This window comes from Haloarcula halobia (genome assembly GCF_029338255.1).
GTDB lineage: Archaea > Halobacteriota > Halobacteria > Halobacteriales > Haloarculaceae > Haloarcula > Haloarcula halobia.
Map to the genome: position 1 here is coordinate 1210345 of NZ_CP119787.1, position 25234 is coordinate 1235578.

The following is a 25234-nucleotide window of genomic DNA, read 5'->3' on the forward strand; positions in this document are numbered from 1 at the left end:
GCGTGGTTAGCCGTTGTGGTCGCCGCGGCGAGCGACGGCCGTCCCGCCGTCCGAGTCGCCGGCGTCGACCCCTTCTCCGTCACTCGTCTCGTCATCCCCGGCCCCGGTGTCGTCGGTGTCTCGTCTGGTGAACTGGAGGTACTCGTAGGTGCCATAGCCGAAGAAGACGACGCCGACCAGGAAGACGCGGCTCCCCAGGTCGACCTGGCCACGGAAGTACGCCAGCATCGGACCGAGCGCCAGTGCGAGCAACGCGACGTTGAACACGACGACGAGTTTGACGAACAGGCCGGCGACGTCGCTCTGGTAGTCGGCCCCGCTGGGCGTTGGCGTCGGCGGGCCGAGGCTTTCGGGGTCGAACTCCTCGGGTTCGTGTTTGCTCTTTTGGGTGAAGACGTTCCCGCTCACGTCGGGGTCGTCGTCGCCGGGGATGTCCACTACCGGGGGGTACGTGGCGCCGTCGAAAAAAGCGTTCGCAGTCAGTTCACGTCCTGGAGCCTGACCACAGTGTCGGTCTGGAGCCACGCGAGCGGGTTCTCCGCGTCGTAGAATACCGTCCCCTCGTCGGTCTCGTAGGTCTCGGTCGTCTGCACGGCCGCCGGCAGTGCCGGCTCCGACCGGAGCGCTTCGGACCTGTCCGCCTCGCCGTCGGGGGATGCGTGGTGCGACATGGGGTCGTCGCCTATGGGTATGGCACACCTTCACAAATACTTTCTGCCCGTGCCAGATGTTGTCACTCCCCCCGCTATCGGGTCGGTCTCGTGGGGGAGGCCACGCCAGGCCGCCGACCGCCGGTGTTTTTATCGGGCATCTCGAAGGGTGGAGACGAATGACCGACGAGAGCCAGCGAGCCCTCGGCGATTTCGCCGGGGGAACTGCGGGTGGGGACGACCGCCCCGTCGCCGACGAGGCGGCGGCCGTCGCCGGCAACGGGGGCGGCGGGGCCGCGGTCGTCGACGTCGACGACCAGCAGTTCCCGGCCGTCGAGGAGACGACGGAGTTCGTCGTCACGCAGGTCGACTACACCGTCGAGGGAAGCGGCGACGACGAGCACCCGGTCGTCCACGTCTTCGGCCGGACCGACGACCGCGAGGCCGTCCACGCCCGCGTCTACGACTTCAAGCCGTACTTCTACGCACCTGCCGACAGCGCCACGCCGGACCGACTGCGCCAGTACGACCGCATCACCGGCTGGGAGGAGGCCGACGCCGACGGCGACCCCTACGAGTCCATCCGGGGCGAGCGCCTGATGAAGATCTTCGGCCAGACGCCCCGTGACGTCGGGCAGATGCGCGACGACTTCGACCACTACGAGGCCGACATCCTCTTTCCCAACCGCCTGCTCATCGACAAGGACATCACGAGCGGCGTCCGCGTTCCGGCCCGCGAACTCGACGACGGGAGTCTGAAGGTCCATCACCGCGAGATTACCCCGGTCGAGGCCAGTGCCGCCCCGCGGGTCAACACGTTCGACATCGAGGTCGACGACCGCTCCGGGTTCCCCGAGGAGGGAGAGGAACCCATCCTCTGTCTCACCTCCCACGACTCCTACGACGACGAGTACGTCGTCTGGCTCTACCAGTCGCCGGACGGCATCGACGGCCCAGAGGCGCTCGCGGGCTACGACCCAATCCGCCAGGACGCCGATTTCGATGCCGACGTGCGAATCTTCGAGGAAGAGGAGGCGATGCTCGAGGCGTTCGTCGACTACATCGTCGAGACCGACCCGGACGTCCTGACCGGCTGGAACTTCGACGACTTCGACGCCCCTTACCTGCTGGACCGCCTCGACGTCCTCCAGGACTACGGCCACGACTACGACCTCGACGTGGACCGTCTCTCGCGGGTGAACGAGGTCTGGCGCAGCGACTGGCAGGGCCCGGACATCAAGGGCCGGGTCGTGTTCGACCTCCTGTATGCCTACAAGCGAACGCAGTTCACCGAACTCGAGTCCTACCGCCTCGATGCCGTCGGTGAACAGGAACTCGGCGTCGGCAAGGAACGCTATTCGGGCGACATCGGCGACCTCTGGGAGCAGGACCCCGAGCGCCTGCTGGAGTACAACCTCCGTGACGTCGAACTCTGCGTGGAACTCGACCGCGAGCAGGACATCATCGACTTCTGGGACGAGGTGCGTACGTTCGTCGGCTGTAAGTTAGAGGACGCCACGACGCCCGGCGACGCCGTCGACATGTACGTCCTGCACAAACTCTACGGTGAGTTCGCGCTCCCCTCGAAGGGCCAACAGGCGAGCGAGGACTACGAGGGTGGGGCCGTCTTCGACCCGATTACGGGCGTTCGCGAGAACGTAACTGTTCTAGATCTGAAAAGTCTGTATCCCATGTGCATGGTTACCACGAACGCGAGCCCGGAGACGAAGGTCGACCCGGAGACCTACGACGGCGAGACGTACCGTGCGCCCAACGGGACCCACTTCCGGAAGGAACCGGACGGCGTCATCCGGGAGATGGTCGACGAACTCCTGACCGAGCGCGAGGAGAAGAAGGAACGCCGGAACAGTTTCGACCCCGAGAACCCGGAGTACGAGCGCTTAGACCGCCAGCAAGCGGCGGTTAAGGTGATAATGAACTCGCTTTACGGCGTTTTGGGGTGGGACCGGTTCCGCCTCTACGACAAGGAGATGGGTGCGGCGGTCACCGCCACCGGTCGGGAGGTCATCGACTACACCGACGAAGTCGTCGAAAACGAAGGGTACGAGGTCGTATACGGGGATACTGACTCAGTGATGCTCCAACTCGGCGACATCGGCCCGGACGACGTCGAGGGCGACATCTCAGTCACCGACGAGATGCGCGAGAAGCACCCCGAGATGGACGAGCGAGAACTGACGACGCTCGCGGCGACCATCGCGAAAGGGTTCGAACTCGAGGACACTATCAACGCCTCCTACGACGAGTTCGCGACCGAACAGCTGAACGCGACCGACCATCGCTTCCAGATCGAGTTCGAGAAGCTCTACCGGCGGTTCTTCCAGGCGGGCAAGAAGAAACGGTACGCGGGCCACATCGTCTGGAAGGAGGGCAAGCACGTCGACGACATCGACATCACGGGCTTCGAGTACCAGCGCTCGGACATCGCACCGATCACCAAGCGGGTCCAGAAGGAAGTCATCGACCGCATCGTCCACGGCGAGGACGCAGAGAGCATCAAGACGTACGTCGGCGAGGTTATCGAGGACTACCAGGCCGGGAACGTCGACTTCGACGACGTGGGCATCCCGGGCGGTATCGGGAAGCAACTGGACAACTACGACACCGACACCGCGCAGGTCCGGGGCGCGAAGTACGCCAACCTCCTGCTGGGGACGAACTTCCAGCGCGGGTCGAAGCCCAAGCGCCTGTATCTCGACCGGGTCCACTCGGATTTCTTCGAGCGCATCGAGGACGAGGAGGGACTCGACCCGGCACAGGACCCCCTCTACGGCGAGTTCCGACGGGACCCCGACGTCATCTGCTTCGAGTACGCCGACCAGATCCCCGAGGAGTTCGAGGTCGACTGGGACAAGATGCTAGAAAAGACCCTGAAAGGCCCCATCGCCCGCATCCTAGAGGCGCTGGACATCTCCTGGGACGAGGTCAAGAGCGGCCAGGAACAGACCGGACTCGGGCAGTTCATGTGATGACGTGGCTGCTGGGCGGGCACGCGGACAGAAACCGCTGGAAGTCGGTCGTATTCCCGAATCGAAAAAACATCTTTTCGAATCGAGAACGAGGCCAGTGAAACCCGAAACTATTATCAGCGTCTCCGCCTAGGTTTCGGTTGACCTAATAGATAACTATGGCAGTACTCGAAATCAACAATCTCCACGCCGAAGTCGCCGAAGAGGACGGTGAGCAGATCCTTCGCGGTGTCGACCTCGAAGTGCAGTCGGGCGAGATCCACGCCCTGATGGGCCCGAACGGGTCGGGCAAGTCGACCACAGCGAAGGTCATCGCCGGGCACCCCGCCTATCGAGTCACCGACGGTGAGGTGCTCATCCACCTCGAGGACGACGAGTTCGGCGAGGACTTCGAGATCCCCGAGGACATGCGGACCTGGAATCTCCTCGATCTCGAGCCCAACGAGCGCGCCGCCCTGGGCGTCTTCCTCGGCTTCCAGTACCCCGCCGAGATAGAGGGCGTCACGATGGTGAACTTCCTCCGCACGGCGCTCAACGCCAAGCTCGAAGAGCGCGAGGAGCTCTTCGAGGAGGACGACGAGGAGGACGCTGAGGCCGAGGACACCAACGAGGACGCCGCCGGCTACGACACCTCGCCGATGGAAGGGAACGTCGAAGAGGGCGAGGTCGGTGTCGCCGAGTTCCAGCAGATCCTCCAGGAGAAGATGGAGCAACTGGACATGGACGAGAAGTTCGCCTCCCGCTATCTGAACGCCGGCTTCTCCGGCGGGGAGAAGAAACAGAACGAGGTCCTCCAGGCCGCCATCCTCGAGCCGTCCATCGCCGTGCTCGACGAGATCGACTCTGGGCTGGACATCGACCGCCTGCAGGACGTCTCGAACGGCATCAACGCGCTCCGCGACGAGCAGGGCGCCGGCATCCTCCAGATCACCCACTACCAACGCATCCTCGACTACGTCGAACCCGACCACGTCCACGTGATGCTCGACGGCAAAATCGCCAAGTCCGGCGGCGCCGAACTGGCCGAGCAACTCGAGGACGAAGGCTACGACTGGGTCCGCGAGGAAGTCTACGAGGCCGCGTAACGCCCATCAGTCCACACCACATAATCCAATCATGAGCTCAGACCAAGACCACCTCAAAGAGACCGACACCGAAGCCCGCTTCGAGTTCAAGAAGGAGGAGAAATCCGCCTTCCAGACCGAGAAGGGCCTGACCGAGGAGACCATCCGGGTCATCTCGGAAGATAAGGACGAACCCGAGTGGATGCTCGAGCGTCGTCTGCGCGCCCTAGAGCAGTTCCGGCAGATGCCGATGCCCGAGGGCTGGCCGGGCGCACCCGACCTCTCGGAGGTCGACATCGAACAGATCGTCCCGTACATCCGTCCCGACATCGAGACGCGCGGCGGCGCGGAGTCCTGGGAGGACCTCCCCGAGGAGATCAAAGACACCTTCGACAAACTGGGCATCCCCGAAGCCGAGAAGAACGCCCTCTCGGGCGTCGGCGCGCAGTACGAGTCGGAGATCGTCTACCAGAACATGCAGGAGCGCTGGGAGGAGAAGGGCGTCATCTTCTGTGACATGGACAAGGCCGTCCAGGAACACGAGGACCTCGTCCGCGAGCACTTCATGACGAAGTGCGTCCCTCCGAGCGACAACAAGTTCGCCGCGCTCCACGGTGCCGTGTGGTCCGGCGGGTCGTTCGTCTACATCCCCGAGGACACCACCGTCGAGATGCCGGTCCAGGCGTACTTCCGAATGAACAGCGAGGGGATGGGCCAGTTCGAGCACACGCTCATCATCGCCGAGGAGAACTCCGAGGTCCACTACATCGAGGGCTGTTCGGCCCCGAAGTACTCGGCGTTCAACCTCCATTCGGGCGGCGTCGAGGTGTTCGTCGGCGAGAACGCCCACGTCCAGTACTCGACCGTCCAGAACTGGTCGAAGAACACGTACAACCTCAACACCAAGCGCGCCATCTGCGAGGCCGACGGCACGATGGAGTGGGTCTCCGGCAGCATGGGCTCGAAAGCCACGATGCTGTACCCCTCCACCGTCCTCAAAGGGCCCGGCGCGACGGACAACCACATCACCATCGCCTTCGCGGGCGAGGGCCAGGACATCGACACCGGCGCGAAGGTCTACCACAACGCGCCCGACACGAAGTCCACCATCGAGTCCAAGTCCATCAGCAAGGACGGCGGCCGCACGAACTACCGCGGCCTCGTCCACATCGCCGACGGCGCCGAGAACTCCTCGACGTCCGTCGAGTGTGACGCGCTGATGTTCGACAACGAGTCGACCTCCGACACCATGCCGTACATGGAGATCCAGGAGAACAAGGTCGACGTCGCCCACGAGGCGACCGTCGGCAAGATCGGCGACGAGGACGTCTTCTACCTCCAGAGCCGCGGCCTGGACGACGACGACGCCAAGCAGATGATCGTCGCGGGCTTCATCGAGCCAATCACGGAGGAACTGCCCATCGAGTACGCCGTCGAACTGAACCGCCTCATCGAACTGGAGATGGAGGGGTCGCTCGGATAACAATGAGCACGCAGGTACACGCAAATCTCACAGCGAGCCAGGTCGAACAGATCTCCGAGGACTTGGGCGAGCCCGAGTGGCTGCTCGAGACCCGGAAGGACGCTCTTGGGGCGCTCGACGACCTCGAGATGCCCGACGTCATCCGGACCCCGGGCCGCAAGTGGACGAACCTCGACGCGCTGGACTACGAGACGCTGGTCGACCCGCTCGACTACGCCCAGGAGAAAGACCGCATCGACGCCGAGGGCGTCGACGTGCTCTCGTGGTCCGAGGCGCTCGACCAGCACGGCGACCGCATCGAGGAACACTTCGGCAGCGTCGTCGACCCGCAGCGCGACTACCTCACCGCGCTGTCGACAGCGCTGTTCTCCGCGGGGACGGTCGTCTACGTCCCCGAGGGCGTCGACGCCGAGGACGTGAAGATCCGGACGACGATGAACAGCCGGTCGCTGTTCAACTACACGCTCGTGATCGCCGAGGACTCGGCCTCGGTCACCATCTTGGAGCGCCAGACCACGGGCGAGGACAGCGAGGCGCGGAGCGCCTCGGACGCGAGCGGTGGAACCGCGAGCGAGGGCGCACGATACTACTCGGGCGTCGTCGAGGCCGTCGCCGGCGAGAACGCCTACGTCCAGTACGGGACGCTCCAGAACCTCTCGGAGGAGAGCTACAACTACCAGGTCAAGCGCGCCCACGCCGACACCTACGCCACGGTCGACTGGATCGAGGGCAACATCGGTTCGCGCCTGACCAAGTCCAACGTCGAGACGCGCCTGCTGGGTGACTCCAGCGAGTCCAAGATCGTCGGCGCGTTCTTCGGCCACAACGACCAGCACTTCGACATCGCCTCGCGAGTCTGGCACGAGGCCGAACACACCGTCGCCGACCTCGTCACCCGCGGCGTGCTCGACGACGAGTCCCGCTCGGTCTACGAGGGCGTCCAGGACGTCGGCCGCGAGGCCTGGGACACCTCCTCGTACCAGCGCGAGAACACGCTGATGCTCTCCGATGAGTCCGAGGCCGACGCCTCGCCGAAGCTCATCATCAACAACCACGACACAGAGGCCTCCCACTCCGCGACGGTCGGGCAGGTCGACGACGAGGACATGTTCTACATGACCTCCCGTGGTGTCGACCCCGAGCGCGCGAAGAACATGCTCGTCGAGGGCTTCTTCGTGCCCGTCTTAGAGGAGGTCGCGGTCGACGAACTGCGCGAGGACCTCGACGCCCTCATCGTCGAGCGCCTGACCGCCTGAGCCCGGACTCCCGTTTCATCCACCTGCCGTCGTCTCTATCGACTGGTCGGACGTGCCACCCGATCGGCTGTGCTCGCCTCGGCGTCGGTGTGGGTAGTCGCGGGCCGGCCCTTTTACCGGTCGCTCTTGTCGCCCCGCAGCCAGACGTACTCACAGGGCCCGAGTGAGAACGTCACGCCGCCGTCCGCGACGTGATACCCGCCCGCGCCGACCTGCTGGGTGGTATCCGCGTCGGGGACCTCCCACTGGAGGACCGCCTCGCGGGGCTCGTGGGCGAAGTTGTGCGCGAAGATGAGCGCCACGTCGTCGGTGTCGACGCGGTGGACCATCACGTCCTTGTGGCCCGAGTCGGCCATGTGGAAACTGCCGTCGCTTATCTCGGTGTTGGCGTGGCGGGCGTCGATGACCCGCTGGATGCGCGAGAGCAGGGAGTCGGGGTCGCCGCGCTGGTCGGCGACGTTGACGTGTGTGAAGTCGTACTCCGTGCCGACGACGGGCGGGTTGTAGCAGTCCTCGCGGTCGGCCGTCGAGAAGCCGCCGTTCTCGCTGTCGTCCCACTGCATCGGCGTCCGGACGGACTCGCGCTCCTCGAGCCAGAGGTCAGAGCCCATGCCGATCTCGTCGCCCGAGAGCACGACCGGCGTGCCGGGATACGAGAACAGCAGGCTGTGGGCCATCGCGATGCGGTCGTGGTCGTGGTCGTAGAGGTCCGCCAGGCGCAGGCGGTGGCCGCGGCCGAATATCCACGAGGAGCCGTCGTCGGGCCCGAAGTACTCCCTGGCGTGCTCTAAGGTCTCCTGGGGGAGCTTCAGCAGGTTCCACTCGTCGTGGTTGCGCAGGAAGTTCGCCCACTGGCCGACCCCGGAGATGTCGGGCAGAATCTCGTCGGCCCGGCGGAGCGGCCAGACGTCCTCGACGCCGATGCCATAGACCATGTGGGCGTTGAGGACGAAGTTGAACATCAGGTCGAACGCCTCGCCGTCCGCGAAGTAGTAATCGAGGTGCTCGGGCTGGTCGTCGGCCTCCGCCAGCAGGACGGCGTCCGTCTTCTCGGCGCGGACGACGTCTTTCATCTCGACGAAGATGTCGATGTCCTCGGTGGTGGCGTCGTGTCCCTTCTCGATGAGCATCGGGTGTGCGGCGTCGATGCGGAAGCCGTCGGCGCCCTTCTCGAGCCAGAAACGGAGGATATCGTGCATCTCGTCGCGCACGGCCGGGTTCGAGACGTTGAGGTCGGGCTGGTGGTGGTAGAACTGGTGGAAGTAGTGTTTCCCGGCCACCTCGTCGTAGGACCAGACGCCGTCCTCGTACTCCGGGAAGATGTTCGAGGTGTGGTAGGCGTCCTCGAGGTGGCTGGTCCAGAGGTAGTAGTCGTGGTACTTCGACTCGGGGTCCTCGCGGGCCCGCTGAAACCACTCGTGGTCGATGGAGGTGTGGTTCAACACGAGGTCCGTCAGCACGCGTATGTCCCGGTCGTGGGCCTTCTCGGCGAGTTCCTCGAAGTCCTCGAGGGTGCCCAGGCGGTCGTCGACGTCGCGGTAGTCGGCCACGTCGTACCCGTTGTCACGCAGGGGGCTCGGGTAGAAGGGGCGGAGCCAGAGGCAGTCGACGCCGAGTTCCTCGAGGTAGTCGACTTTCTCGATGAGTCCCCGGAAGTCGCCCCAGCCGTCACCGTCACTGTCGTTGAACGTCTTTACGTCGAGCGAGTAGATGACAGCGTCCTCGTGCCAGTCGGGCTCGGTCATTCTCTGGACTACTCCTCTGGGGCGGGACAGGTTAGCGTTTCGACTCTCACCGTGGCTGTGGCCCACAGGGAACGGCTTAAGTCGCCGCCTCCCGGATGTGCGAGCATGATCGAATCGCCCCGTCACCGCCGACCGGAGGGGTCCCGATGAGTCTCCGTGCCCCCATCGCGTCGGACCACCAGCTGGCGCGCCTCCTCCAGATCGGCATCGTCCTCGAGGAGGTCGTCGAGGCCCGTGCCGAGAAACACGCCGAGGCGACCCAGGACGCCGAGGTGGTCGCGATGCTCGAGGGCGCCGTCGAGGAGTCGGCCGAGCACCGCGAACGACTGGAGACCATTATCGCCGACCTCAACGCGGAGACGGTCCCCTTCGACGAGATACAGACGCTCGTCGAGGCCCAGTACGAGGCCGACCAGGACTTCGACGGCATCCTCTATGACCAGCTGTGCAACGAGGAGACCGCCTACAAGTTCTACGACGACCTCATCGGCGCCCTCGAGGCCTCGGACGCCGACTTCGGGGTCGACCGGGCGCACCTGCTGTCGGTCCTCGAGACCATCCGCGACGAGGAGGCCGAAGGCGTCGAAGCAGTCACCGAACTCATGGAGGACTATCGATGAATACACAGGCTCAGTATCTCAAGGCCATCTACCTCGCACAGCAACAGGCGGACGGCCCCGCCTCGACGGGTGCCGTCGCTGACTTCCTCGACGTGAGTCCGGCCAGCGCGAACGAGATGATCGGGAAACTGGAGTCCCGCGGCCTCCTCGAACACGAGAAGTACAAGGGCGTCGACCTCACCGACGAGGGGATTCAGCAGGCCCGCGACGCCCTCCAGAACTACTGTATCATCGAGCGGTTCCTCGTCGAGGTCCTGGAGGTCGAACAGTTCCGCACGGAGGCCAAACAGCTCGAGGGCGTCATCGACGAGACGGTGGCCGAGCGCCTCGACACCATCATCGACCGCGAACCGCAGTGTCCGGACTGCTTCGACGCCGAGGGAGACGTCTGTGGCCTGCTTGACGTCGAGGCCGAAGTCACCGGCGACTGACTGGTCTCGAAGCGTTCAAGTACGTTCCGGCGAACGATACCGATAGCGTCCCGCAGTCTCGCGGGACGAGCGCAGCGAAGTCCCGTGGTGTAGTGGCCAATCATAAGGGCCTTTGGAGGCGTTCGGGGTCGCCGTTCGTCGAAGACAGCCCTTGACGGCGGTTCGAATCCGCCCGGGACTATCCTGCTGCGAACGACTTCGTGAGCGGCAGGTATCTTCGGCGGTTCGAACCCTGGAAACCGAACGAAGTGAGAGTTCCTCCGGTTCGAATCCGCTCGGGTGCAGGACGTCCCGTCGCCCGGAGGCCGTCGGACCACCGGCCGAGCCGGCTGCGCTCGAGGGACCTGCAGTCGCCGGACGAGCCCCGAAACGGGGGTTATCGAATTCGAAAACGAGTGACCTGTTCAAAGGAGTTCACGAGCGCGGATTTCACAGAGGCACTACAGCACTCTCTAGAGCACCGTATCGGGTGAAACTGGATCCGAGAGCGACAGTCATCGTGGTGATACTGAGGGCGAACTGAGACGACATTCCCACGACAGATAACTCCAGTTAATTTTATAACATTACAGGATGACATGTGTCATACACCTGGCAACAGAACAATGATTTCTGATAACAAAACGGCAACCGTCTCGGCGAACGGCATCCTCGTCGAACGGACGCTTTCCGTGGAGGACGGGTGGGTCGTCGGTACCATCCAGGTCGAGTCAATCAGCCAGCGGCGGGACGTGGTGCACGTCGTCGAGGAGTTGCCCGACGACCTGCCGGTCGAGAGCGTCGGGTTCAAACGCGACGACCCGCCCAGCGACGGGGAGATAACGTGCGAACGCGTGTCGGTGCGGCTCCCGGTCGAGGGCGACGCCGTCAGTGTCGACTTCGGTATCGAACTGGCCGACCCGGTGAGCGACGTGGCGTTCGAGGAACCGCGAATCGAGCGCGTCGATGCCGCCGACCCGTCGGACTCGGTCGCACAGACCGACGGCGGCGAGAACCCCGCCGCCCAGACCGACGGCGACGCGCCCACCGCCAGACCCCAGAGCGCCGACGGAAGTGGGGCCACCGGGGACACGGACGCGCCGGAGGGGGCCGGCGGGGCCCCGCCCTCGGCCTCGGCTGGGGGTCAGCAGGGTGTCTCCGTGTCGTCGACGTCCGTGAAAGACGTCATCCGGGGGACCGACGCGGACGACTCCGAGGAGGAGGACGGCACGGGCGAGGCCACGCAGGGGCAATCGCCGCGGCGGAGCGTCGAAGCGCGACTCGACTACCTCTCGTCGCGGGTCGACGAGTTCGCCGCCTACACCACCGCGCTGGAGTCGTTCTTGGACGAACAGGGGACGGCCCAGGAGTTCATCGACCGGATCGACGAGGAGGTGGCCGAGCTGGGGACCGCGGTCGAGGCGGTCTCCGAGGAGGTCGACGCCGTCCGGGAGACGAACCAGGACCTCGGTGACGAACTCCGGCGCCGGACCGACGACTTGGAGGCGCGCATCGAGGACGCGCACGGGTCCCTCGAGGACGACCTCGACGACGTCAGGACCCGGCTCGACGACGACGTGGCGCGCCTCGACGGGAGTCTCGACGACCAGGCCGAGGACCTCGACTCGCTGCGCGCCGACTACGAGGCGCTCGAGGCCCGCGTCAGCGACATCGAAGCGGAGATAGAGCGCAACGCAGAGACCGTCGACTCGGTCGAGGCGAGCGTCTCGGACGTCGCCGACGACGTCGACGTGCTGCGAGCGGAGGTCGAGACGCTCCGTGGCGACGTCGAGGGGCTCAGCGAGTTCCGGGCGTCGCTGGCCGACGCCTTCGGCGGCTCCGCGGGGCCCGCCACGCCCGCCGAGGAGTAGCGACACCCCACCCGCATGCTAACGGGTGCCATTCCCAGTCCGCGAGAAACCACGGGCCGGTTATAGTGAATGATATCTTACCTTTAGATATGCTCTATGAAACACTGTTCCCGTCGGTCCTCGGCGAAGTGGCACCGGCTACGCTCACTCTAGACGTCGCCATCGGCGTCCTCGTCGCGGTGGTCCTCTTTGCCCTCTATTATAAACTGATACTTCTCCGGGCAAAGCGGGGTCGTGGGCGGGACGGGCCGAACGACGGCGGCTCGTCGAGGCGCGATACAGGGAACTAGAGGTAGGCGGCGTCCCAGCGGAGGGGCTTGCGGACGTTCCCGCAGCTGTCACACTCGATGCGCCCCATCGAATCCATGGCGTTGGCCAGGGTGTTGCAGTTACTGCAGAAGTACCCGTAGCGGTCGTCGCCCTCCTCGTCGGCAAAGACCACCTGGAAGGGTGCGACCGAGCCGCGTTCGGTGTTGTCGTGATCGATGTAGACGGTACGGCCGTCCCCCGTCTCGATGGGTTCCCGGCCCCACTGTTCGGTCTCGGTGTAGATGTTCTCGACGTAGGTCCGCCCGTCGATCTCGACCTCGTCGGTCCCGACCTGTTCGAACCCGCGCTCGGTGTAGAAGGTGTTCCCCTCGACGTTGTCCGCGAGGACGCGCCCGTCGAGGTGCGCCGCCCCGAGGTCGGACAGGTGGGCACGGGTCTCCTCGAACAGGTCAGAGGCGATGCCCTCCCCGCGGTAAGCCGGGTCGACGTGCAACCACAGGAGGGTCCCGGTGTTGTCTGCCGAGACGACGCTCTCGGAGAAGGCGACGACCTGCTCGTCCTCCTCGGTGACCAGCATCTTGTGGTCCTCGTCGTGCATGATCTCCGCCAGGCGGTCCTCGTCGTACCACTCCTCGATGGCGCTGGTGATCGCTTGCGGACCCAGCGAGTACGAGGCCTGCAGCGACCGCCGGGCGACGTCTCTGATGGCCGGTCTGTCCGCGGGTTTGGCCGTTCGGATGTCCATACTCTCATTCTGTGTGCCGACCGGCATAAACGTACAGTCCCGACGACCGGGTCCGCACTGTGCCTTAAATCTGTTAATACCTCCTGTGAGAATCGATACTCTTCGATGAATAGCGTAGGAAAGTTTATATTCCCACCTGTTTGAATAGCAAATGCGCTTGGAGGTGGACAATTAAGAATAACCTTGCCCAGTTCCCGACCGCCTGTGTTCGACGTGTCGAGCCAACGTCCGTCTGTGCATGTGTGGCCCCCACAGCGACCTTGTACCTTCCATGCGGGTTCGATCGCTCAACCATCCCCGTGGGGGCCGCGCCTCGGTGCCGTTTCTGTCAGTCCCGTCCAGCGACGAGCGTCCCCCCTTCGTCCCCGTCGCGGTCAGCTGTATCCTCTGCCCGTCCGAGGCGGATTCTCCCTGTCGTAACGCTAAAGAGTCGAACGTACCTTTCTACCTGTAAGATGATTATTGGACCCTCTCTGCGGAGGTGGTGTTGTGGGCATCGAGATTAAGGAGTCGCCGGTCTCCGACGAGGAGTTCGAGGCGATGAAGGAGTTCGTCCACGACTACCTCGCCGCGAGCGTCGAGAACGAAGGCGAGGGCGGACGGATGCGCTGGTACCCATGGCACTCAGCCGAATACCGGTTCAACCACATCCTCAACGTGGTCGACATCTCGACGAAGATCGCCCGCCGCGAAGGGGCAAACGAGGACGTCACCAGAGTCGCGGCGCTGTTTCACGACATCGCGAAACTGGAGGCCGAACAGGACGTCCACGCCGAGGCCGGCGCGCGCATCGCCCGCGAGTACCTCGTCAGTCACGGCGACTACCCCGACTCGTTCGTCGACCAGGTGTGTACCGCCATCGAGGACCACTCCTACCAGGGCGACCTCACCGACCTCTCGCTGGAGACCCGGTGTCTCATCGAGGCCGACATCCTGGACAAGGTCGGCGCCAACGGGACGGCGCTCATGCTGTTACGGATGGGCTACGAGGCCCGCACTCACATGGACACGGCCGAGATGGTCGAACGCGTCATCGAACGCGGGCAGGACGCCCGCGACCGCATCGTCAGCGACACGGCCGACTCGCTCATCCACCAGCGCCTGAAGCGGACTCGCTGGTTCCAGGAGTGGCTGGAGGTCGAGGTCGCCGAGATGGCTGCCGACGAGGAGGACCAGCTCGACGACGTCGCCACCGGCATGGGCGAGTCATAGCCCCAGGGACCGGGCGAGAAAGAGGACGCCGGTGGCCGCGAGCACCGCCGCACTCGCCCACGCGACGACGGGCGCGAGTCGCTCGACGCGCTGCCTGGCGGCGACGATCGTCGCCGGGAACCCCGTTATCCAGAGGACGATTCCGCCGAACAGCCCTGCGACCAGCAGCGGGTGGCCCGTCCGGACCACGAGGACGTTCGCGAGGTCCGCCCCGACTACCGGGAGGACCGCCAGGACGTCCACCTGGCCGGGTTCGAGCAGGCCGACGCCGACGGTGAGCCAGAAGACGACCTGGTAGGGGTTGGTCAGGGCCAGCACGAACGCCTTCCGGAAGCCGCGACTCCCCCCGTCGTCGGCTTCGACCGACGAGAGCGCCGTCGCGTCCTTGACCGCGCCGTAGGCGAACCACAGCATCAGGAGGCCACCGACGCCGACCATCGCCCGCCGCAGGACTGGCATCGACCGCACTACCGTCGCCACGCCGGCGAGCGCCAGCACGAAGAAACAGGCGTCGGCCACCATCGCGCCGAGGCCGGCCGCGAACCCCGACCGCCACCCCCGGACCGCGCTCTCCTCGGCGATGATGGCGTTCATCGGTCCCGGCGGTGCCGCGAGCGCGAGGCCGAAGACGGCCCCGCCGACGACTGTCGGGAGAAGCGAGATGAGTCCGGTCTGGGCGAGTGCGGGCCAATGAAGCATCTATCGGAGTGGAGAACGGAGAGAAGAAAACGTCGACGTTACAGCTTGCCGGCCTTCTGCAGCTTCATCAGGTCCTCGGTGTCGAGGGTCTCGCCTTCCTTGAACTTCTGGTAGATTTCCTCGGCCTCCTCGCGGGCGGCCTCCTGCTTTTCCTCGCGCTGGGAGCGCTCTTCTTGCTCCTCTTTCTTGTCGAGCTCGCGCAGGCGCTTCTGGACGCGGACGAAGTCCTCGTGGTGCTGGTCGGCGGCCTCCTGGGCCTCGACGAACTCCTCGTGTTTCTCGTCGGCCTCGTCGCGGATCTCGTCGGCCTCCCGGTAGGCCTCGATCATCTTGTTGTGGTGCTTCTGGGCCTCGTCTGCGAGCTCCGTGACCTTCTTGTGGTGCTTGGACGCCTCGGAGCGGACCTCCTCGGCCTCGGCCTTCAGCTCCTCTAAGTCACCGCTCTGGTCGAGCTTCTCGGTCTTCTCCTGGAGCTTCTCGCGCTTGTTCTCGATTTTCTCGATGAGCTCTTTCTCGTCCTCGGAGGAGAGCACCTCGGTCTGCTGTTTGAACTCGAGCTCTTCGATCTCCTCTTTGAGCTCCTCGACCGAGGTCCCCTCGTCGAGTTCCAGGTCGTTTTTGAGCTTGTCGACCTTGTCGAACAGCTCGTTGGCCTTCGCGTTGAGCTCGTTTCGCTTGTCCTTGTGCTCCTGGACCTGCTCGTTGAGCTCGTCGCGCTTCTCGCGGTGCTCCTGGGCCTCGTCGACCTTCTCGCGCGTCTCGGCGTTCAGGTCGTCGCGGGCGGAGGCCCGCTCGCTCGCCATCTGGTTCAGCTCGTTGCGTCGGTCGCGCAGCTGGCCCGCGAGCTTGATGAGCTCGCCTTTGGACTTGTTTTCGAGATCCTCTTCGGTTACTGTAACGTTCTTTGATTCGTCTATCGAGTCTGCCATTGTTGAAACCTCTATGCCATCACCGCTTCTGCACAGACAGCGAGTCCGCTCGTGAGGGGCTGACGCCAATAATAAGGATTCCCTCTCATGTTGGGCGGAAGGCGATACTGCCTGAACGCGGAAGCGTTCTGGTGACTATTACTATCGGGCGGTTGTGTTTAAATATTGCGGTACACTGGATGCCGCGACAACCGCTCTCATGCCTCTGTGTGCCCGCGTGAAGAGTTACCACGACTCCGATGCCACCTATATATTACTCGCTATCTGGTAGGTCGATTTCACGACGCGGTCCCCGACGGCGACGGCCAGCGTCACCTCGTCGCCGGCCGACAGGTCCAGCGACCCGGCGGTCACGCGTCCGTGGGGCCCGACGGTGTGTTCGGCCTGTTCGCGGGCGCCCTCGTGATCCCACTCGACGGTCACCGTCTCGGTGGCCCCGCCGTCGTGGAGGAGGACGACGTCGCTCGGCCCGGGCGTCGGGTCGGCGAGGACGACCCGCGTCGGTTCGTAGGCGTCGGCCAGCGCGTCGAAGGCCGGTTTCGCCGCCCCGTCGGCGGCCAGGACGCCCATCCCGGCGTCGGCCACGTCACGCAGCGTCTCGAGGACGACGACGCCGGTCCCGCGCTCGCGGAACCCCTCGGCGACCGTCCGGACGAGGCGGGCCTGGTAGGCTTGTGAGGCCTCGCGGCCGTCGTCGACGTACCGCTCGTGGGCGCGGCGGTCGAACCCCGCCTCGTCGGCCGGGTCGTCGGTCCCCAGCGACCCCGCGCCGAACCCGCCGACCATCCCGGTCCCGCCGTACCGGTCACAGAGCCACTCGAGGTCCGTCGCCCGCCCGTACTCCCACCCGGGAAACAGCGTGAGGGCGTCGGAATCGATACCGGGCGGGCCGACCACGGGCACGGTCGGGACGGTCTCGACGGCGTCTGCGACGCGCTCGGCCGCCGTCGCGTCGTAGGCCGCCCGCCAGGCCCGGAAGCGAAAGCGCAGGCGGTCGAGCGGTCCCGACCCGAGGCCCGACGCGTAGGCCCCGACGGGCGCGTCGTGGACGCCAACGGCGGCGAGACTCGGGCGGTGATCGTAGGTGTCGACGAGCGACGCCGCGAGGTCGGCCCCGCGCTCGGCGTCGAAGCCGCCGGCGCCGGTCAGCGGGAGGTCCTGCCACAGCAGGACGCCGTGACGGTCACACGCGGCCGCCACGGCCGGCGGCGCTCCCTGGGCACGGACCCGGACGAGGTTGGCGTTCGCCGCGGCGGCCCGTTCGACGTCGTCGGCCGTCGGGTCCAGCAGCGTCACTCCACGGGCCGGGACGCGCTCGCCGTTGACCCGGAAGCCAGCGTCTCCCGTCTCGACGGTCCGCAGTCCCGTGGTCACCGCGTGGGCGTCGTCGCCGACCTTCGCACGGACCACGTAGCGGGCCTGCTCGCCCCTGTCGTGGGGCCACCACAGCGCCGGGTCGCGGACCTCGATGGTGTGTGAGACGGTCGCCGTCCCGCTCCCGGCGGTGACCTGCGAGCGCGACATCGTCCCGCCGCCCCGACTCGCCCCCTCCGGTCGCAGGGTGACCGTCAGTCGGTCGTCGATGGCGTCTGTCGTCAGCACGTCGGCGGTGACGTCGACGGCCGCGCCGTCGTCGGTCAGGCGTGGCGCCACCCGGACGTCGTCGACGTACGGGTCCGGTCGGGCCTCGACGGCGGCGCGCCACCAGATGCCGGGCACACGCCGCTCGGCCGGGAGGGCGTCGGTGGCGTGCAACCCGCCGAAGCGGTCCTCGGGCGCGCGGCACTCGACGACGACGCGGTACTCGTCTGCGTCGGGCAACCTGACGCGGAGCGGCGCGAAGTAGGCGTCGTGGGTCGCGACGCGCTCCCCGTTGCACCACACGCGTGCGTGTGCGAACGTGCCGTGCAGGACGAGACGGGCGTGCTCCTCGCCGGGTCCTCGCGGGTCAGCGAACTTCGTCTCGTAGGCGACGGCGTCGGCGCCAGCGAACTGCGGCGGTCGGCCCGGGATCGTCACCGGGTCCCACGCGTCCGGCGTCGGCGGGGTGCCGTCCGGTGTGACCGCCGCGGCGCGCCACGATAGCGACATACCCGGTGAGGTGTCCGCCGGAGACATATCAGTTACTCCGCTGTCGATTTCCACTTTCACTTTCACTCCGGGGATGGCTCGCATTCAGGTGGGAGGGGGCACTTATCGGACGTATGTTCGAGGAGTTACTCGACGACGCGCCCCACTGTGACGGCCACGACTGCGACCGGCCGCTCGCGGACCCGGCGCTGGTGTTCGAGACGGACGCCGGCCGCCGGGCGGCCTACGAGTGTGCGTGCGGTGCGGTGACGGTCACCGTCTGCCGGCCCGAGTCGTCTCGCTGAAGTACCCTGCCCGTCGAGGGGGCGTATGCACATCGAGGAGACCGTCCACGCGGCGGGCCACGAACACGTCACCGCCGAGCACGCCAGTACCCTGGAACTGACGAGCGACGACTTCCTGACGCCCGCCGGGGACTGCATCCTCGGCATCGAGGCCCACCAGGTCCCGAGCGAGTTCGACGCCGACTTCGTCGCGGCCTGCCGGGACGCCGACGCGACAATCACCGCCACCCTCCAGGCGGCCGGCCACACCGCGACGGTCACCGGGTCCGGCCACCCGGACCTGACCTTCGAGAGCGACCGCAGCCACGTTCTGCGGACGAGCGACTACGTCGACGAGCGGACGGTGATGGTCGGGGCCGACGCCGCCGCCGCCGACATCGACCGCGACCTCGTAGCCGCGGTGGCCGACGGCGCTGACCTGACGATGACTCTGCGCGTCGCCGGCGACTGAGCGGTCGGTCGTCTCGACGCCTCTTTGGGGTTCGCGGCCCACCGTCGGGACATGGACGACCCCGAACCCGACCGGAACATCAGCGGCGGCGAGACGGGTGGCGGCACGGCGCGAGCGTTCGACCACGGGACCGACGCCACCCGCGCCGAGGCCGTCGTCGACCGACTGGGCGACCTCTACTGGCAGAAGACCTACGGCGGCCAGCCCGCCTTCGAGTGTCTGGTCCGGACGATCCTCAGTCAGAACACCTCCGACGCCGCCAGCCAGCCGGCCAACGACGCGCTGCTGGAGGCCTACGGCGACGAGGACCTGGCGGCGTCGCTCGCCGGGGCAGACCAGCAGCGGGTGGCCGAGACCATCGAGTCGGCGGGCCTGTACAACCAGAAGTCGGCGCGCATCGTCGCGCTGGCCGAGCTGGTGGTCGACGAGTACGGCGGCGCCGACGGCTTCGACGAGTACGTCAAGACGAGTGACTCCGGTGCGGTTCGGGACTGCCTGCTCGAGTTGAACGGCGTCGGCCCGAAGACCGCCGACTGCGTCCTGCTGTTCGCGGGCGGTCGCCCGGGCGTCTTCCCCGTCGACACGCACGTCCACCGCATCGCCCGGCGGATGGGGCTCGCCCCGGCTGACGCGGACCACGAGACCGTTCGCGAGCACCTGGAGCGGGCCATCCCCGGCGAGAAGTGCGGCTTCGGACACACGGCGATGATCCAGTTCGGGCGCGAGTACTGTACCGCGCGGAAGCCGGCGTGTCTGGACGACCCCGACGCGTGTCCGCTGGCGGGGCTCTGTGACCAGGTGGGTGTCTATCCGACCGCCGGCGAGGTCGTCGACCCGAGCGAGACAGACTAGATTCCGTTCTCAGGCGCGCCCGGTGATGGAGATGGTGCCGTGGTCGATGCGGACGTCGAATCCCTCGTACCGGAAGGAGACGGAGGCGTTCGCCAGGCCGGCGCGGTGGTCGCCAAAGAGCATATCCAGGGCGTCGGGGTCGATGACGTCGTAGACCACCGGCAGGTCGCACGGGTCCACACCCTTCCGGTCGGCGACGAGCGCGGTGACCGCCATGCTCGGGACGCCGTCGGCCGGGTCGAACTCCGCGGTGGTCGTGCCCGTGGCTTCGTCCGTCGTGAGCGTCGCGAAGGAGAACATCCCACCCTCCGCTATCGCCTCCAGACCAGTCTCCCTGTCAGATAACTCGTCCATGCTCGTACGGAATCTGTCTACGAGAATGCCAGATACGGTTGACTATGTAATCCGTTTATTACGACAGCGTGGCGAGTCATCCGGTTTCGGACAGCATCTTGCGGATGAGCGCCCGGTGGCCGCGCCGCAGGCGGTTCGCGACGGCCTGTCGGGAGATGTCGAGTCGGGCTGCGATGTCCTCCAGCGTCGCCGCCCTTGGTTCGTCGAAGTACCCCATCTCGTATGCCAGCAGGAGTGCCTCGCGTTGCGGCGCCGTCAGCTCGGACGTCGCCGGGTCGGTGCCCGAGGAGAGCTCGTGCAGTTCCGTCAGCGTGAGTCTCTGCACGCCCCGTCGAACTTGGCGATGGCCCCGGATTCGATGCCGCGGACCTGAATCGTCCATCCCTGGACGGTCCCGTTGGTCGCCAGCAGATTGACGCCGGTCTCGACTATTGCACTCAGAACCCCGTCGTAGGAGGTGACGTACTCGCACCGGAAGAGCGTCCGTTCGCTGACCTGGTCGATGACGCCCACGTTCGACAGGGCGGGCGACTTTGAGAGTATCTCGAGGGTCTCGTCTCCGTGGGGACTCCTGATCCAGACGTAGGGGAGGACGGCGTCCCCGGTCGGAATCAGCCGCTCGATCTCGATGGTCGCGTCAGGAAACGACTCGAAGACGCTGTCGAACGGGAACGCACCTTGCTCGATGGTGAACTCCGCGAGCGTCGCCATTGCAGGTACTATCTCCCTCTGTTGATGTAAGAACGGTGGTAGTATTCACACTAGGGGTGAATTACCGGCGGTGGCCCCAGCGCTGGCCGTCGTCGGCGTACCGGGCGCTGACGATGCGGTTGAACTGGTCGTCGGACAGCGAGACGTCGACGGCGCCGACGTTCTCCGCGAGCTGGTCCGTGGTCCGCGCGCCGACGATGGGCACGCAGGTGACCTCCGGCTGTTCGACGAGCCAGCGCAGCGCCACCTGAGCCGCCGTCGCGTCGAGCTCCTCGGCGACGGTCTCGATCGCCTCGAGGACGTGCCACCCGCGCTCAGAGAGGTAGTACTCATCGAAGGAGTCGTAGATGTCCCCCCGGGAGCCCGCCGGCCCCTCGAACGCCGTCGGGTCGTCGGGGTCGGCCCGCTCGTACTTCCCGGTGAGGAAGCCGCCGGCCAGCGGCGAGTACGGACAGACCGCCAGGTCCTGGTCGGCACAGACGTCGAGGTAGTCCTTCACGTCGTCGCGGTAGCCGGCGTGAAAGAGCGGCTGGGTGACCCCGAAGCGCTCGAGGCCCTCGACGTCGCTCGTCCACAGCGCCTTGGTCAGTTGCCAGGCGGCCATCGTCGACGCACCCAGGTAGTGGATTTCGAGGTAGTACGACAGCGAGCGGTCCCAGTCGCGCCGGGGTTCGAGGTGCCAGACGTGGTCGGCCATCGACAGCGTGAGTTCGCGGTCGGGGGAGTCAGCCTCGCGCCCCGACTCGAGGCAGTAGACCCCTCACAGCCACACGTCAGCGCCTGCTCCGGCCGTCGGTGAAGTGAGACGGCGGTGTCAGGTCACCGGAAGCGGAACGTCTCTAGGTTCTCCGGGGCGAAGGTCCGCAGGTTGTGCTCGTGGTACAGCCCCGAGGAGAGGTCCTGCGTCGCGGACTCGTCGCCGTGGACACAGAGGACCTTCTCCGGGCGCGGACTCATCGTGTTGACGAAGTTCTCGAGGCCCTGCCGGTCGGCGTGGCCCGAGAAGCCGTCGAGGGTCTCGACGCGCAGCGACAGGTCGACCGTCTCCCGGCTGCCGTTGCGCGCCGGGGCCGCTCGCTGCCCGTTCTGGATGCGCCGGCCCGGCGTCCCCTTCGCCTGGTAGTCGAGGAAGGTGAGCGCCGAGTCGGGGTCGGGGCCGACGTGTTCGAGCCACGAGCGGACCGGGCCCCGGGTGAGCATCCCGGACGGGGCGAGGACGATGGCCGGGTCGCCCCCGGCGATTGCCTGCCGTTCCGCGTCGTCGCCGTCGAAGGCGTGGAACTGGTCGGAGAGGAAGGGGTTCGCCTCGGCGTCGAAGATGCGGTCCGCCAGGTCGTCGCGGAGGAACTCGGGGTAGGTCGTGTGGACGGCCGTCGCCTCCCAGACCATCCCGTCGAGGTAGACGGGCAGGTCGGGAATCTCCCCCTCGCGCATGGCCTCGGCGAGGACCAGCATGACCTCCTGGGCCCGGCCGACGGCCTCCGTCGGCACCAGGACCGTCCCGCCGCGGTCGGCGGTGTCGCGGACGACCTGTTTGAGCTTCCGCTCGGAGTCGTTCTGGTCGGTCTGGTAGTCGTTGCGGCCGCCGTAGGTCGACTCGAGGACCAGCGTCTCGACGCGGGGGAACTGGTTGACTGCCCCGTCGAGCAGGCGGGTGTCGCTGTAGTGGACGTCCCCGGAGAAGGCGACGTTGTACAGGCCCTCGCCGACGTGGAAGTGGACGACGGAACTGCCCAGGACGTGGCCGGCGTTGTGCAGGGTGAGCTTGACGTCCGGCGCGATGTCGGTGACGTCGCCGTACTCCAGCGTGATGGTGTGCTTGATGGCCTCGCGGACCATCTTGGAGTCGTAGGGCGGCGTCCGGCCGTCGGCGTTCGCGCTGTCGATGTAGTCGAGCGTCAGCAGACCCAGCAGGTCGCGGGTGGGTTCGGTACAGTAGATGGGGCCGTCGTAGCCCCGTTCGTACAGCAGCGGGACCAGCGCGGCGTGGTCGAGGTGGGCGTGTGTCAGGACGACGGCGTCGATGGTCGACGCCCCGGACCCGAGCGCCTCGGGCACGTCGAGATACGGCGTCTCGCCGTCGGCCCCGGGTTTCTCGCCGCAGTCGACCAGGATTCGCGTGTTGGGCGTCGAGATGACGAACGCGGCACGCCCCACCTCGCGACAGCACCCGAGCGAGGTGATGCGGACCCACTCGTCGTCGGACATCGGTTCGCGGTGGATCTGTCGCCCGACGCGCTCGAGGATGGTCCGGCGCTCCTCGCGCTCCTCGCCGAGGAAGCTGCGGACGTTGTCGACCGTCGAGGACTCGATGGGGGCGCTGCGGACGACCTCGGGTGTCCAGCCCACTGCCGCGGTGATCTCGCGGCGCGTCTCGCCGCCGCGGCCGATGACGGCGCCCGGATTCCGGGCCTCGATGCGGACCTCGCCGGTCTCGCGATCGAACTCGATGTCGGTCACGCCGGCGTCGTCGGGGACGACGTCCCGGATGACGCTCTCCGCGTCCTCGGGACGCGTGAGGGCGCTCGGGTCCGGACGGACCGTGATCCGCTTGCGGAGCTTGGAGGCGAGCTGCCGGACGAGTTCGGTGTCGGCCGCGAACTCCGCCGGGTCTCGCGTGTAGATGACCAGCTCCGGTCCCTCGTAGGTCACATCCGAGACGGAGATCCGTCGCGGGACGACGTCGTCTATCGTTGCCTTCACGCCTTCGAGCTGCTTGTCTACCGTACTCATGAGTCAGAAGGGGTCGGTGTCACCGACAGGCGGGCCCCGCCCTCGCTGGCGGTCGGCCCGGCACCTGCGGGATGAACGCTGTCTACGGGTGTCATACAGTTTGTATATCTCTCCGGAACGGAACTCCGCCCGGAAAATCGGCCTCTACCCGAGGTATTCCCCTCACAATATAAAAGGCTTCGCACTACGTGGGCCTGTTGGGCCGGGGACAGGAATCCCGGTTCCGGCACAAGGCGTATGCTCCCGCCACGCGACGGCACCCCCATGCGCGTCACCCCCACCGTCGTCCGCGAGGAGTACGCGTGGATTCGCGACCGGCGGTCGGTCGTGGTTCCGCTGATCAACGACACCCGCGAGCACCTGGGCGAGCAGTTCGACGTCGACGTCGCCACCGTCACGGACACGCAGTACGACGAGGCCGTCGCGGCGGTGTTCGCGGACGGGGACCGGGCGGTCAACGTGGCCGCCCTCTCCCGGTTGCTCCGGGACTTGGACGTCGAGGGGGACTACCCGGGTTTCGTCGTCGACGAGCTGCTGGGCCGGGAACTCGCCGCCGTCGTGGCCGGCGACCAGCCGCTCCGCCTCCTCGCGGAGGCGACGTTCCACGTCGCGGACGTCCGGACGCACGGCGCCAGCGAGGACCCCGCCGGCGCGGACGACCTGGACGCGGCGCTGGCCGCGGGCGTCCAGACGCGGCTCCCCGGCTGGCCCTGGCAGGAGACCCCGAGCCCATTCGCCCTAGAAGGAGAGTGACGGCGTCCCGAGGAAGGCCGTCTCGTATCCCTCGTGTCTCGAGACCTGCGGCGGGGCCACCACGTCGACGGTCACCGAGGGTTCGGCCGCCGCCGTCGGCACCACAGCGCCGTAGTGGTAGCCGACGCCCGGGTGGAGCGCCGCCCGCAGGGCGTCCTCGAAGACCGTCTCGCCGTCGGCCTCGACGGCACCGTCGAGCGACATCATCGGGAGCGGCACCCGGTTGTACGGGGTGCGGACCGATACGGCGAGGTAGGACTCGCCGTCGCCGAGGAACGGCGCGTCACGCATCCAGAGGGCCACGTACTCCGCGTCGCTCCCACTGGCGGTCCCGAGCACCGTCCCGGGTAGCGACCCGGGGGCGGGGACCTGCGAGGTCGGTATCATCTCCATCTCCATCAGGTCGAGGGCGGCCCGCTCGCCCTGCGTCTCGGGGAACTCCTCGTAGGCGAGCCCCTCGAGCGCGGCGTCGGCGAAGTCGAACTCCACGGTGGCCTCGCCGGCCTCGCCGAAACGACCCTCGAAGGCGTCGAGGCGGCGTTCGGTCATCCCCTCGACGCGCACGGTGAGCTGGTAGACCCCCTCGCCGTCGAGGGCGTAGTTGTCGCCGTAGTGAAAGCCCATGTTCTGGGAGACCATCGGCCAGGGCTGCTTGTCGGCGACCGTCTCGCCGTCGCGTTCGACCGAGATCGAGACGCCCGCGGAGACGGGCAGGACGGTCCCGCTCTCGGGGTCCCAGACGCTCGCCATCAGGTGGAGGCTGTCTTCCTCGCGGATGTCGACGCGCTCGGCGTCCGTCCCGGTCACCGTCCAGAACCGGTGGGGAAACGAGTAGGTCAACCCGACCATGTAGTCGCCGGCCTCGCTCATCCCGACCATGTCCATCCCTTCCCTGTGGGTGGGGCGGTAGGTGGCGTCGGGACGGGCTTCGACCAGCGGCGGCGCGCGCGCCGACTGCGAGCGCAGTGACCCACACCCCGCCACCAGCGACGCCCCGGCGGCGCCGGCACCGGCGAGGAACTGTCGTCTGTTCATGTACGTCCCTATCTACCTCTCGTGAA

At 66.6% G+C, this 25234-nt stretch carries 25 protein-coding genes, 1 tRNA gene and 1 pseudogene; 14 read left to right on the forward strand and 13 right to left on the reverse strand.

The window, feature by feature from the left end:
• Nucleotides 1-6: 6 nt before the first annotated feature.
• Both P1K88_RS06435 and P1K88_RS06440 read right to left on the reverse strand, forming a co-directional pair.
• The gene (locus tag P1K88_RS06435; protein WP_276413464.1) at nt 7-438 is read right to left on the reverse strand and encodes a DUF7322 domain-containing protein; all 432 of its coding nucleotides are present in this window, start codon (nt 436-438) and stop codon (nt 7-9) included.
• Nucleotides 439-479: 41 nt separating this feature from the next.
• The gene (locus P1K88_RS06440; protein ID WP_276413466.1) at nt 480-671 is read right to left on the reverse strand and encodes a DUF7331 family protein; all 192 of its coding nucleotides are present in this window, start codon (nt 669-671) and stop codon (nt 480-482) included.
• A 158-nt stretch (nt 672-829) separates the two neighbouring features.
• On the opposite strand from P1K88_RS06440, the gene P1K88_RS06445 reads away from it, so the two are divergent.
• The 4 genes from P1K88_RS06445 (at nt 830) to sufD (ending at nt 7443) form a co-directional block, all read left to right on the forward strand.
• Entirely contained in the window at nt 830-3640 is a 2811-nt protein-coding gene (locus P1K88_RS06445; RefSeq protein ID WP_276413467.1) for a DNA-directed DNA polymerase, read from the forward strand.
• A gap of 158 nt (nt 3641-3798) precedes the next feature.
• On the forward strand, nt 3799-4725 hold the full coding sequence (locus tag P1K88_RS06450; protein WP_276413469.1) for an ABC transporter ATP-binding protein: 927 nt from the start codon (nt 3799-3801) through the stop codon (nt 4723-4725).
• A 31-nt stretch (nt 4726-4756) separates the two neighbouring features.
• Nucleotides 4757-6187 carry a Fe-S cluster assembly protein SufB gene (gene sufB / locus P1K88_RS06455; protein ID WP_276413471.1) on the forward strand — a complete coding sequence of 477 codons (1431 nt, stop codon included), beginning with the start codon at nt 4757-4759 and terminating at the stop codon, nt 6185-6187.
• Nucleotides 6188-6189: 2 nt separating this feature from the next.
• On the forward strand, nt 6190-7443 hold the full coding sequence (gene sufD, locus P1K88_RS06460; RefSeq protein WP_276413474.1) for a Fe-S cluster assembly protein SufD: 1254 nt from the start codon (nt 6190-6192) through the stop codon (nt 7441-7443).
• Nucleotides 7444-7556: 113 nt separating this feature from the next.
• Here sufD and P1K88_RS06465 read toward each other — a convergent pair whose 3' ends face one another.
• Nucleotides 7557-9188 carry an alpha-amylase family protein gene (locus P1K88_RS06465; RefSeq protein ID WP_276413476.1) on the reverse strand — a complete coding sequence of 544 codons (1632 nt, stop codon included), beginning with the start codon at nt 9186-9188 and terminating at the stop codon, nt 7557-7559.
• A gap of 146 nt (nt 9189-9334) precedes the next feature.
• Here P1K88_RS06465 and P1K88_RS06470 point away from each other — a divergent pair, with 146 nt between their 5' ends.
• The 5 genes from P1K88_RS06470 (at nt 9335) to P1K88_RS06490 (ending at nt 12379) form a co-directional block, all read left to right on the forward strand.
• A complete protein-coding gene (locus tag P1K88_RS06470) occupies nt 9335-9808 on the forward strand; it encodes a ferritin-like domain-containing protein (protein WP_276413478.1) in 474 nt (157 codons plus the stop codon).
• Nucleotides 9805-10239, forward strand: coding sequence for a metal-dependent transcriptional regulator (locus tag P1K88_RS06475; RefSeq protein ID WP_276413480.1), 435 nt, complete (start codon nt 9805-9807; stop codon nt 10237-10239). Before P1K88_RS06470 ends, P1K88_RS06475 begins: the two co-directional genes overlap by 4 nt.
• 78 nt (nt 10240-10317) lie before the next feature.
• Nucleotides 10318-10420 (forward strand) — tRNA-Gln (locus P1K88_RS06480).
• 424 nt (nt 10421-10844) lie between these two features.
• Nucleotides 10845-12089: a hypothetical protein gene (locus P1K88_RS06485; RefSeq protein ID WP_276413482.1), complete on the forward strand. Its 1245-nt coding sequence runs from the start codon at nt 10845-10847 to the stop codon at nt 12087-12089.
• An 89-nt stretch (nt 12090-12178) separates the two neighbouring features.
• Nucleotides 12179-12379, forward strand: coding sequence for a hypothetical protein (locus tag P1K88_RS06490; protein WP_276413484.1), 201 nt, complete (start codon nt 12179-12181; stop codon nt 12377-12379).
• Here the strand turns inward: P1K88_RS06490 and P1K88_RS06495 are convergent.
• On the reverse strand, nt 12376-13104 hold the full coding sequence (locus tag P1K88_RS06495) for a GNAT family N-acetyltransferase (protein WP_276413486.1): 729 nt from the start codon (nt 13102-13104) through the stop codon (nt 12376-12378). The genes P1K88_RS06490 and P1K88_RS06495 overlap by 4 nt on opposite strands.
• 489 nt (nt 13105-13593) lie before the next feature.
• Here P1K88_RS06495 and P1K88_RS06500 point away from each other — a divergent pair, with 489 nt between their 5' ends.
• The gene (locus P1K88_RS06500) at nt 13594-14316 is read left to right on the forward strand and encodes an HD domain-containing protein (RefSeq protein ID WP_276413488.1); all 723 of its coding nucleotides are present in this window, start codon (nt 13594-13596) and stop codon (nt 14314-14316) included.
• Here P1K88_RS06500 and P1K88_RS06505 read toward each other — a convergent pair.
• The 3 genes from P1K88_RS06505 to P1K88_RS06515 form a co-directional block, all read right to left on the reverse strand.
• Nucleotides 14311-15015: a LysE family translocator gene (locus P1K88_RS06505; protein ID WP_276413490.1), complete on the reverse strand. Its 705-nt coding sequence runs from the start codon at nt 15013-15015 to the stop codon at nt 14311-14313. The two genes, P1K88_RS06500 and P1K88_RS06505, sit on opposite strands and share 6 nt — an antisense overlap.
• 38 nt (nt 15016-15053) lie before the next feature.
• Nucleotides 15054-15944, reverse strand: a complete 891-nt coding sequence (locus tag P1K88_RS06510; protein ID WP_276413492.1) for a coiled-coil protein — start codon at nt 15942-15944, stop codon at nt 15054-15056.
• Nucleotides 15945-16190: 246 nt separating this feature from the next.
• Nucleotides 16191-18035 (reverse strand): glycoside hydrolase family 2 protein, encoded by a 1845-nt coding sequence (locus P1K88_RS06515; protein ID WP_276413494.1) that lies wholly within the window; start codon nt 18033-18035, stop codon nt 16191-16193.
• 113 nt (nt 18036-18148) lie between these two features.
• Here P1K88_RS06515 and P1K88_RS06520 point away from each other — a divergent pair, with 113 nt between their 5' ends.
• Genes P1K88_RS06520 through P1K88_RS06530 form a run of 3 tightly spaced genes read left to right on the forward strand, consistent with a single transcriptional unit; the run spans nt 18149 to nt 19622 of the window.
• On the forward strand, nt 18149-18319 hold the full coding sequence (locus P1K88_RS06520) for a hypothetical protein (RefSeq protein ID WP_276276603.1): 171 nt from the start codon (nt 18149-18151) through the stop codon (nt 18317-18319).
• Between the two features lie 25 nt (nt 18320-18344).
• Entirely contained in the window at nt 18345-18770 is a 426-nt protein-coding gene (locus tag P1K88_RS06525; protein ID WP_276413497.1) for a DUF371 domain-containing protein, read from the forward strand.
• A 51-nt stretch (nt 18771-18821) separates the two neighbouring features.
• Nucleotides 18822-19622 (forward strand): endonuclease III domain-containing protein, encoded by an 801-nt coding sequence (locus P1K88_RS06530; RefSeq protein WP_276413499.1) that lies wholly within the window; start codon nt 18822-18824, stop codon nt 19620-19622.
• A gap of 9 nt (nt 19623-19631) precedes the next feature.
• On the opposite strand, the gene P1K88_RS06535 is transcribed toward P1K88_RS06530, so the two are convergent.
• From P1K88_RS06535 to P1K88_RS06555, 5 genes and pseudogenes are all read right to left on the reverse strand, one after another.
• Nucleotides 19632-19976 (reverse strand): HalOD1 output domain-containing protein, encoded by a 345-nt coding sequence (locus tag P1K88_RS06535; RefSeq protein ID WP_276413501.1) that lies wholly within the window; start codon nt 19974-19976, stop codon nt 19632-19634.
• A 76-nt stretch (nt 19977-20052) separates the two neighbouring features.
• Nucleotides 20053-20301 carry a helix-turn-helix domain-containing protein gene (locus P1K88_RS06540; protein WP_276413503.1) on the reverse strand — a complete coding sequence of 83 codons (249 nt, stop codon included), beginning with the start codon at nt 20299-20301 and terminating at the stop codon, nt 20053-20055.
• Nucleotides 20283-20687 carry a bacterio-opsin activator domain-containing protein gene (locus tag P1K88_RS06545; protein ID WP_276413504.1) on the reverse strand — a complete coding sequence of 135 codons (405 nt, stop codon included), beginning with the start codon at nt 20685-20687 and terminating at the stop codon, nt 20283-20285. Before P1K88_RS06545 ends, P1K88_RS06540 begins: the two co-directional genes overlap by 19 nt.
• A 61-nt stretch (nt 20688-20748) precedes the next feature.
• Nucleotides 20749-21318 (reverse strand): annotated as a pseudogene (locus tag P1K88_RS06550) (aldo/keto reductase); the annotation flags it as partial.
• A gap of 188 nt (nt 21319-21506) precedes the next feature.
• Nucleotides 21507-23420: a beta-CASP ribonuclease aCPSF1 gene (locus P1K88_RS06555; RefSeq protein ID WP_276413506.1), complete on the reverse strand. Its 1914-nt coding sequence runs from the start codon at nt 23418-23420 to the stop codon at nt 21507-21509.
• 264 nt (nt 23421-23684) lie between these two features.
• On the opposite strand from P1K88_RS06555, the gene P1K88_RS06560 reads away from it, so the two are divergent.
• A complete protein-coding gene (locus tag P1K88_RS06560) occupies nt 23685-24173 on the forward strand; it encodes a DUF7984 family protein (RefSeq protein ID WP_276413509.1) in 489 nt (162 codons plus the stop codon).
• On the opposite strand, the gene P1K88_RS06565 is transcribed toward P1K88_RS06560, so the two are convergent.
• Nucleotides 24159-25208, reverse strand: coding sequence for a DUF7350 domain-containing protein (locus P1K88_RS06565; protein ID WP_276413511.1), 1050 nt, complete (start codon nt 25206-25208; stop codon nt 24159-24161). The two genes, P1K88_RS06560 and P1K88_RS06565, sit on opposite strands and share 15 nt — an antisense overlap.
• Nucleotides 25209-25234 lie beyond the last annotated feature (26 nt).

Bases quoted from the DNA above. Each gene is read 5' to 3' on its own strand.
- P1K88_RS06440 (WP_276413466.1), bottom strand. From the start codon at position 671: ATGTCGCACCACGCATCCCCCGACGGCGAGGCGGACAGGTCCGAAGCG.
- P1K88_RS06445 (WP_276413467.1), top strand. From the start codon at position 830: ATGACCGACGAGAGCCAGCGAGCCCTCGGCGATTTCGCCGGGGGAACT.
- P1K88_RS06450 (WP_276413469.1), top strand. From the start codon at position 3,799: ATGGCAGTACTCGAAATCAACAATCTCCACGCCGAAGTCGCCGAAGAG.
- sufB (WP_276413471.1), top strand. From the start codon at position 4,757: ATGAGCTCAGACCAAGACCACCTCAAAGAGACCGACACCGAAGCCCGC.
- sufD (WP_276413474.1), top strand. From the start codon at position 6,190: ATGAGCACGCAGGTACACGCAAATCTCACAGCGAGCCAGGTCGAACAG.
- P1K88_RS06465 (WP_276413476.1), bottom strand. From the start codon at position 9,188: ATGACCGAGCCCGACTGGCACGAGGACGCTGTCATCTACTCGCTCGAC.
- P1K88_RS06470 (WP_276413478.1), top strand. From the start codon at position 9,335: ATGAGTCTCCGTGCCCCCATCGCGTCGGACCACCAGCTGGCGCGCCTC.
- P1K88_RS06475 (WP_276413480.1), top strand. From the start codon at position 9,805: ATGAATACACAGGCTCAGTATCTCAAGGCCATCTACCTCGCACAGCAA.
- P1K88_RS06485 (WP_276413482.1), top strand. From the start codon at position 10,845: ATGATTTCTGATAACAAAACGGCAACCGTCTCGGCGAACGGCATCCTC.
- P1K88_RS06490 (WP_276413484.1), top strand. From the start codon at position 12,179: ATGCTCTATGAAACACTGTTCCCGTCGGTCCTCGGCGAAGTGGCACCG.
- P1K88_RS06495 (WP_276413486.1), bottom strand. From the start codon at position 13,104: ATGGACATCCGAACGGCCAAACCCGCGGACAGACCGGCCATCAGAGAC.
- P1K88_RS06505 (WP_276413490.1), bottom strand. From the start codon at position 15,015: ATGCTTCATTGGCCCGCACTCGCCCAGACCGGACTCATCTCGCTTCTC.
- P1K88_RS06510 (WP_276413492.1), bottom strand. From the start codon at position 15,944: ATGGCAGACTCGATAGACGAATCAAAGAACGTTACAGTAACCGAAGAG.
- P1K88_RS06515 (WP_276413494.1), bottom strand. From the start codon at position 18,035: ATGTCGCTATCGTGGCGCGCCGCGGCGGTCACACCGGACGGCACCCCG.
- P1K88_RS06520 (WP_276276603.1), top strand. From the start codon at position 18,149: ATGTTCGAGGAGTTACTCGACGACGCGCCCCACTGTGACGGCCACGAC.
- P1K88_RS06525 (WP_276413497.1), top strand. From the start codon at position 18,345: ATGCACATCGAGGAGACCGTCCACGCGGCGGGCCACGAACACGTCACC.
- P1K88_RS06530 (WP_276413499.1), top strand. From the start codon at position 18,822: ATGGACGACCCCGAACCCGACCGGAACATCAGCGGCGGCGAGACGGGT.
- P1K88_RS06535 (WP_276413501.1), bottom strand. From the start codon at position 19,976: ATGGACGAGTTATCTGACAGGGAGACTGGTCTGGAGGCGATAGCGGAG.
- P1K88_RS06545 (WP_276413504.1), bottom strand. From the start codon at position 20,687: ATGGCGACGCTCGCGGAGTTCACCATCGAGCAAGGTGCGTTCCCGTTC.
- P1K88_RS06555 (WP_276413506.1), bottom strand. From the start codon at position 23,420: ATGAGTACGGTAGACAAGCAGCTCGAAGGCGTGAAGGCAACGATAGAC.
- P1K88_RS06560 (WP_276413509.1), top strand. From the start codon at position 23,685: ATGCGCGTCACCCCCACCGTCGTCCGCGAGGAGTACGCGTGGATTCGC.
- P1K88_RS06565 (WP_276413511.1), bottom strand. From the start codon at position 25,208: ATGAACAGACGACAGTTCCTCGCCGGTGCCGGCGCCGCCGGGGCGTCG.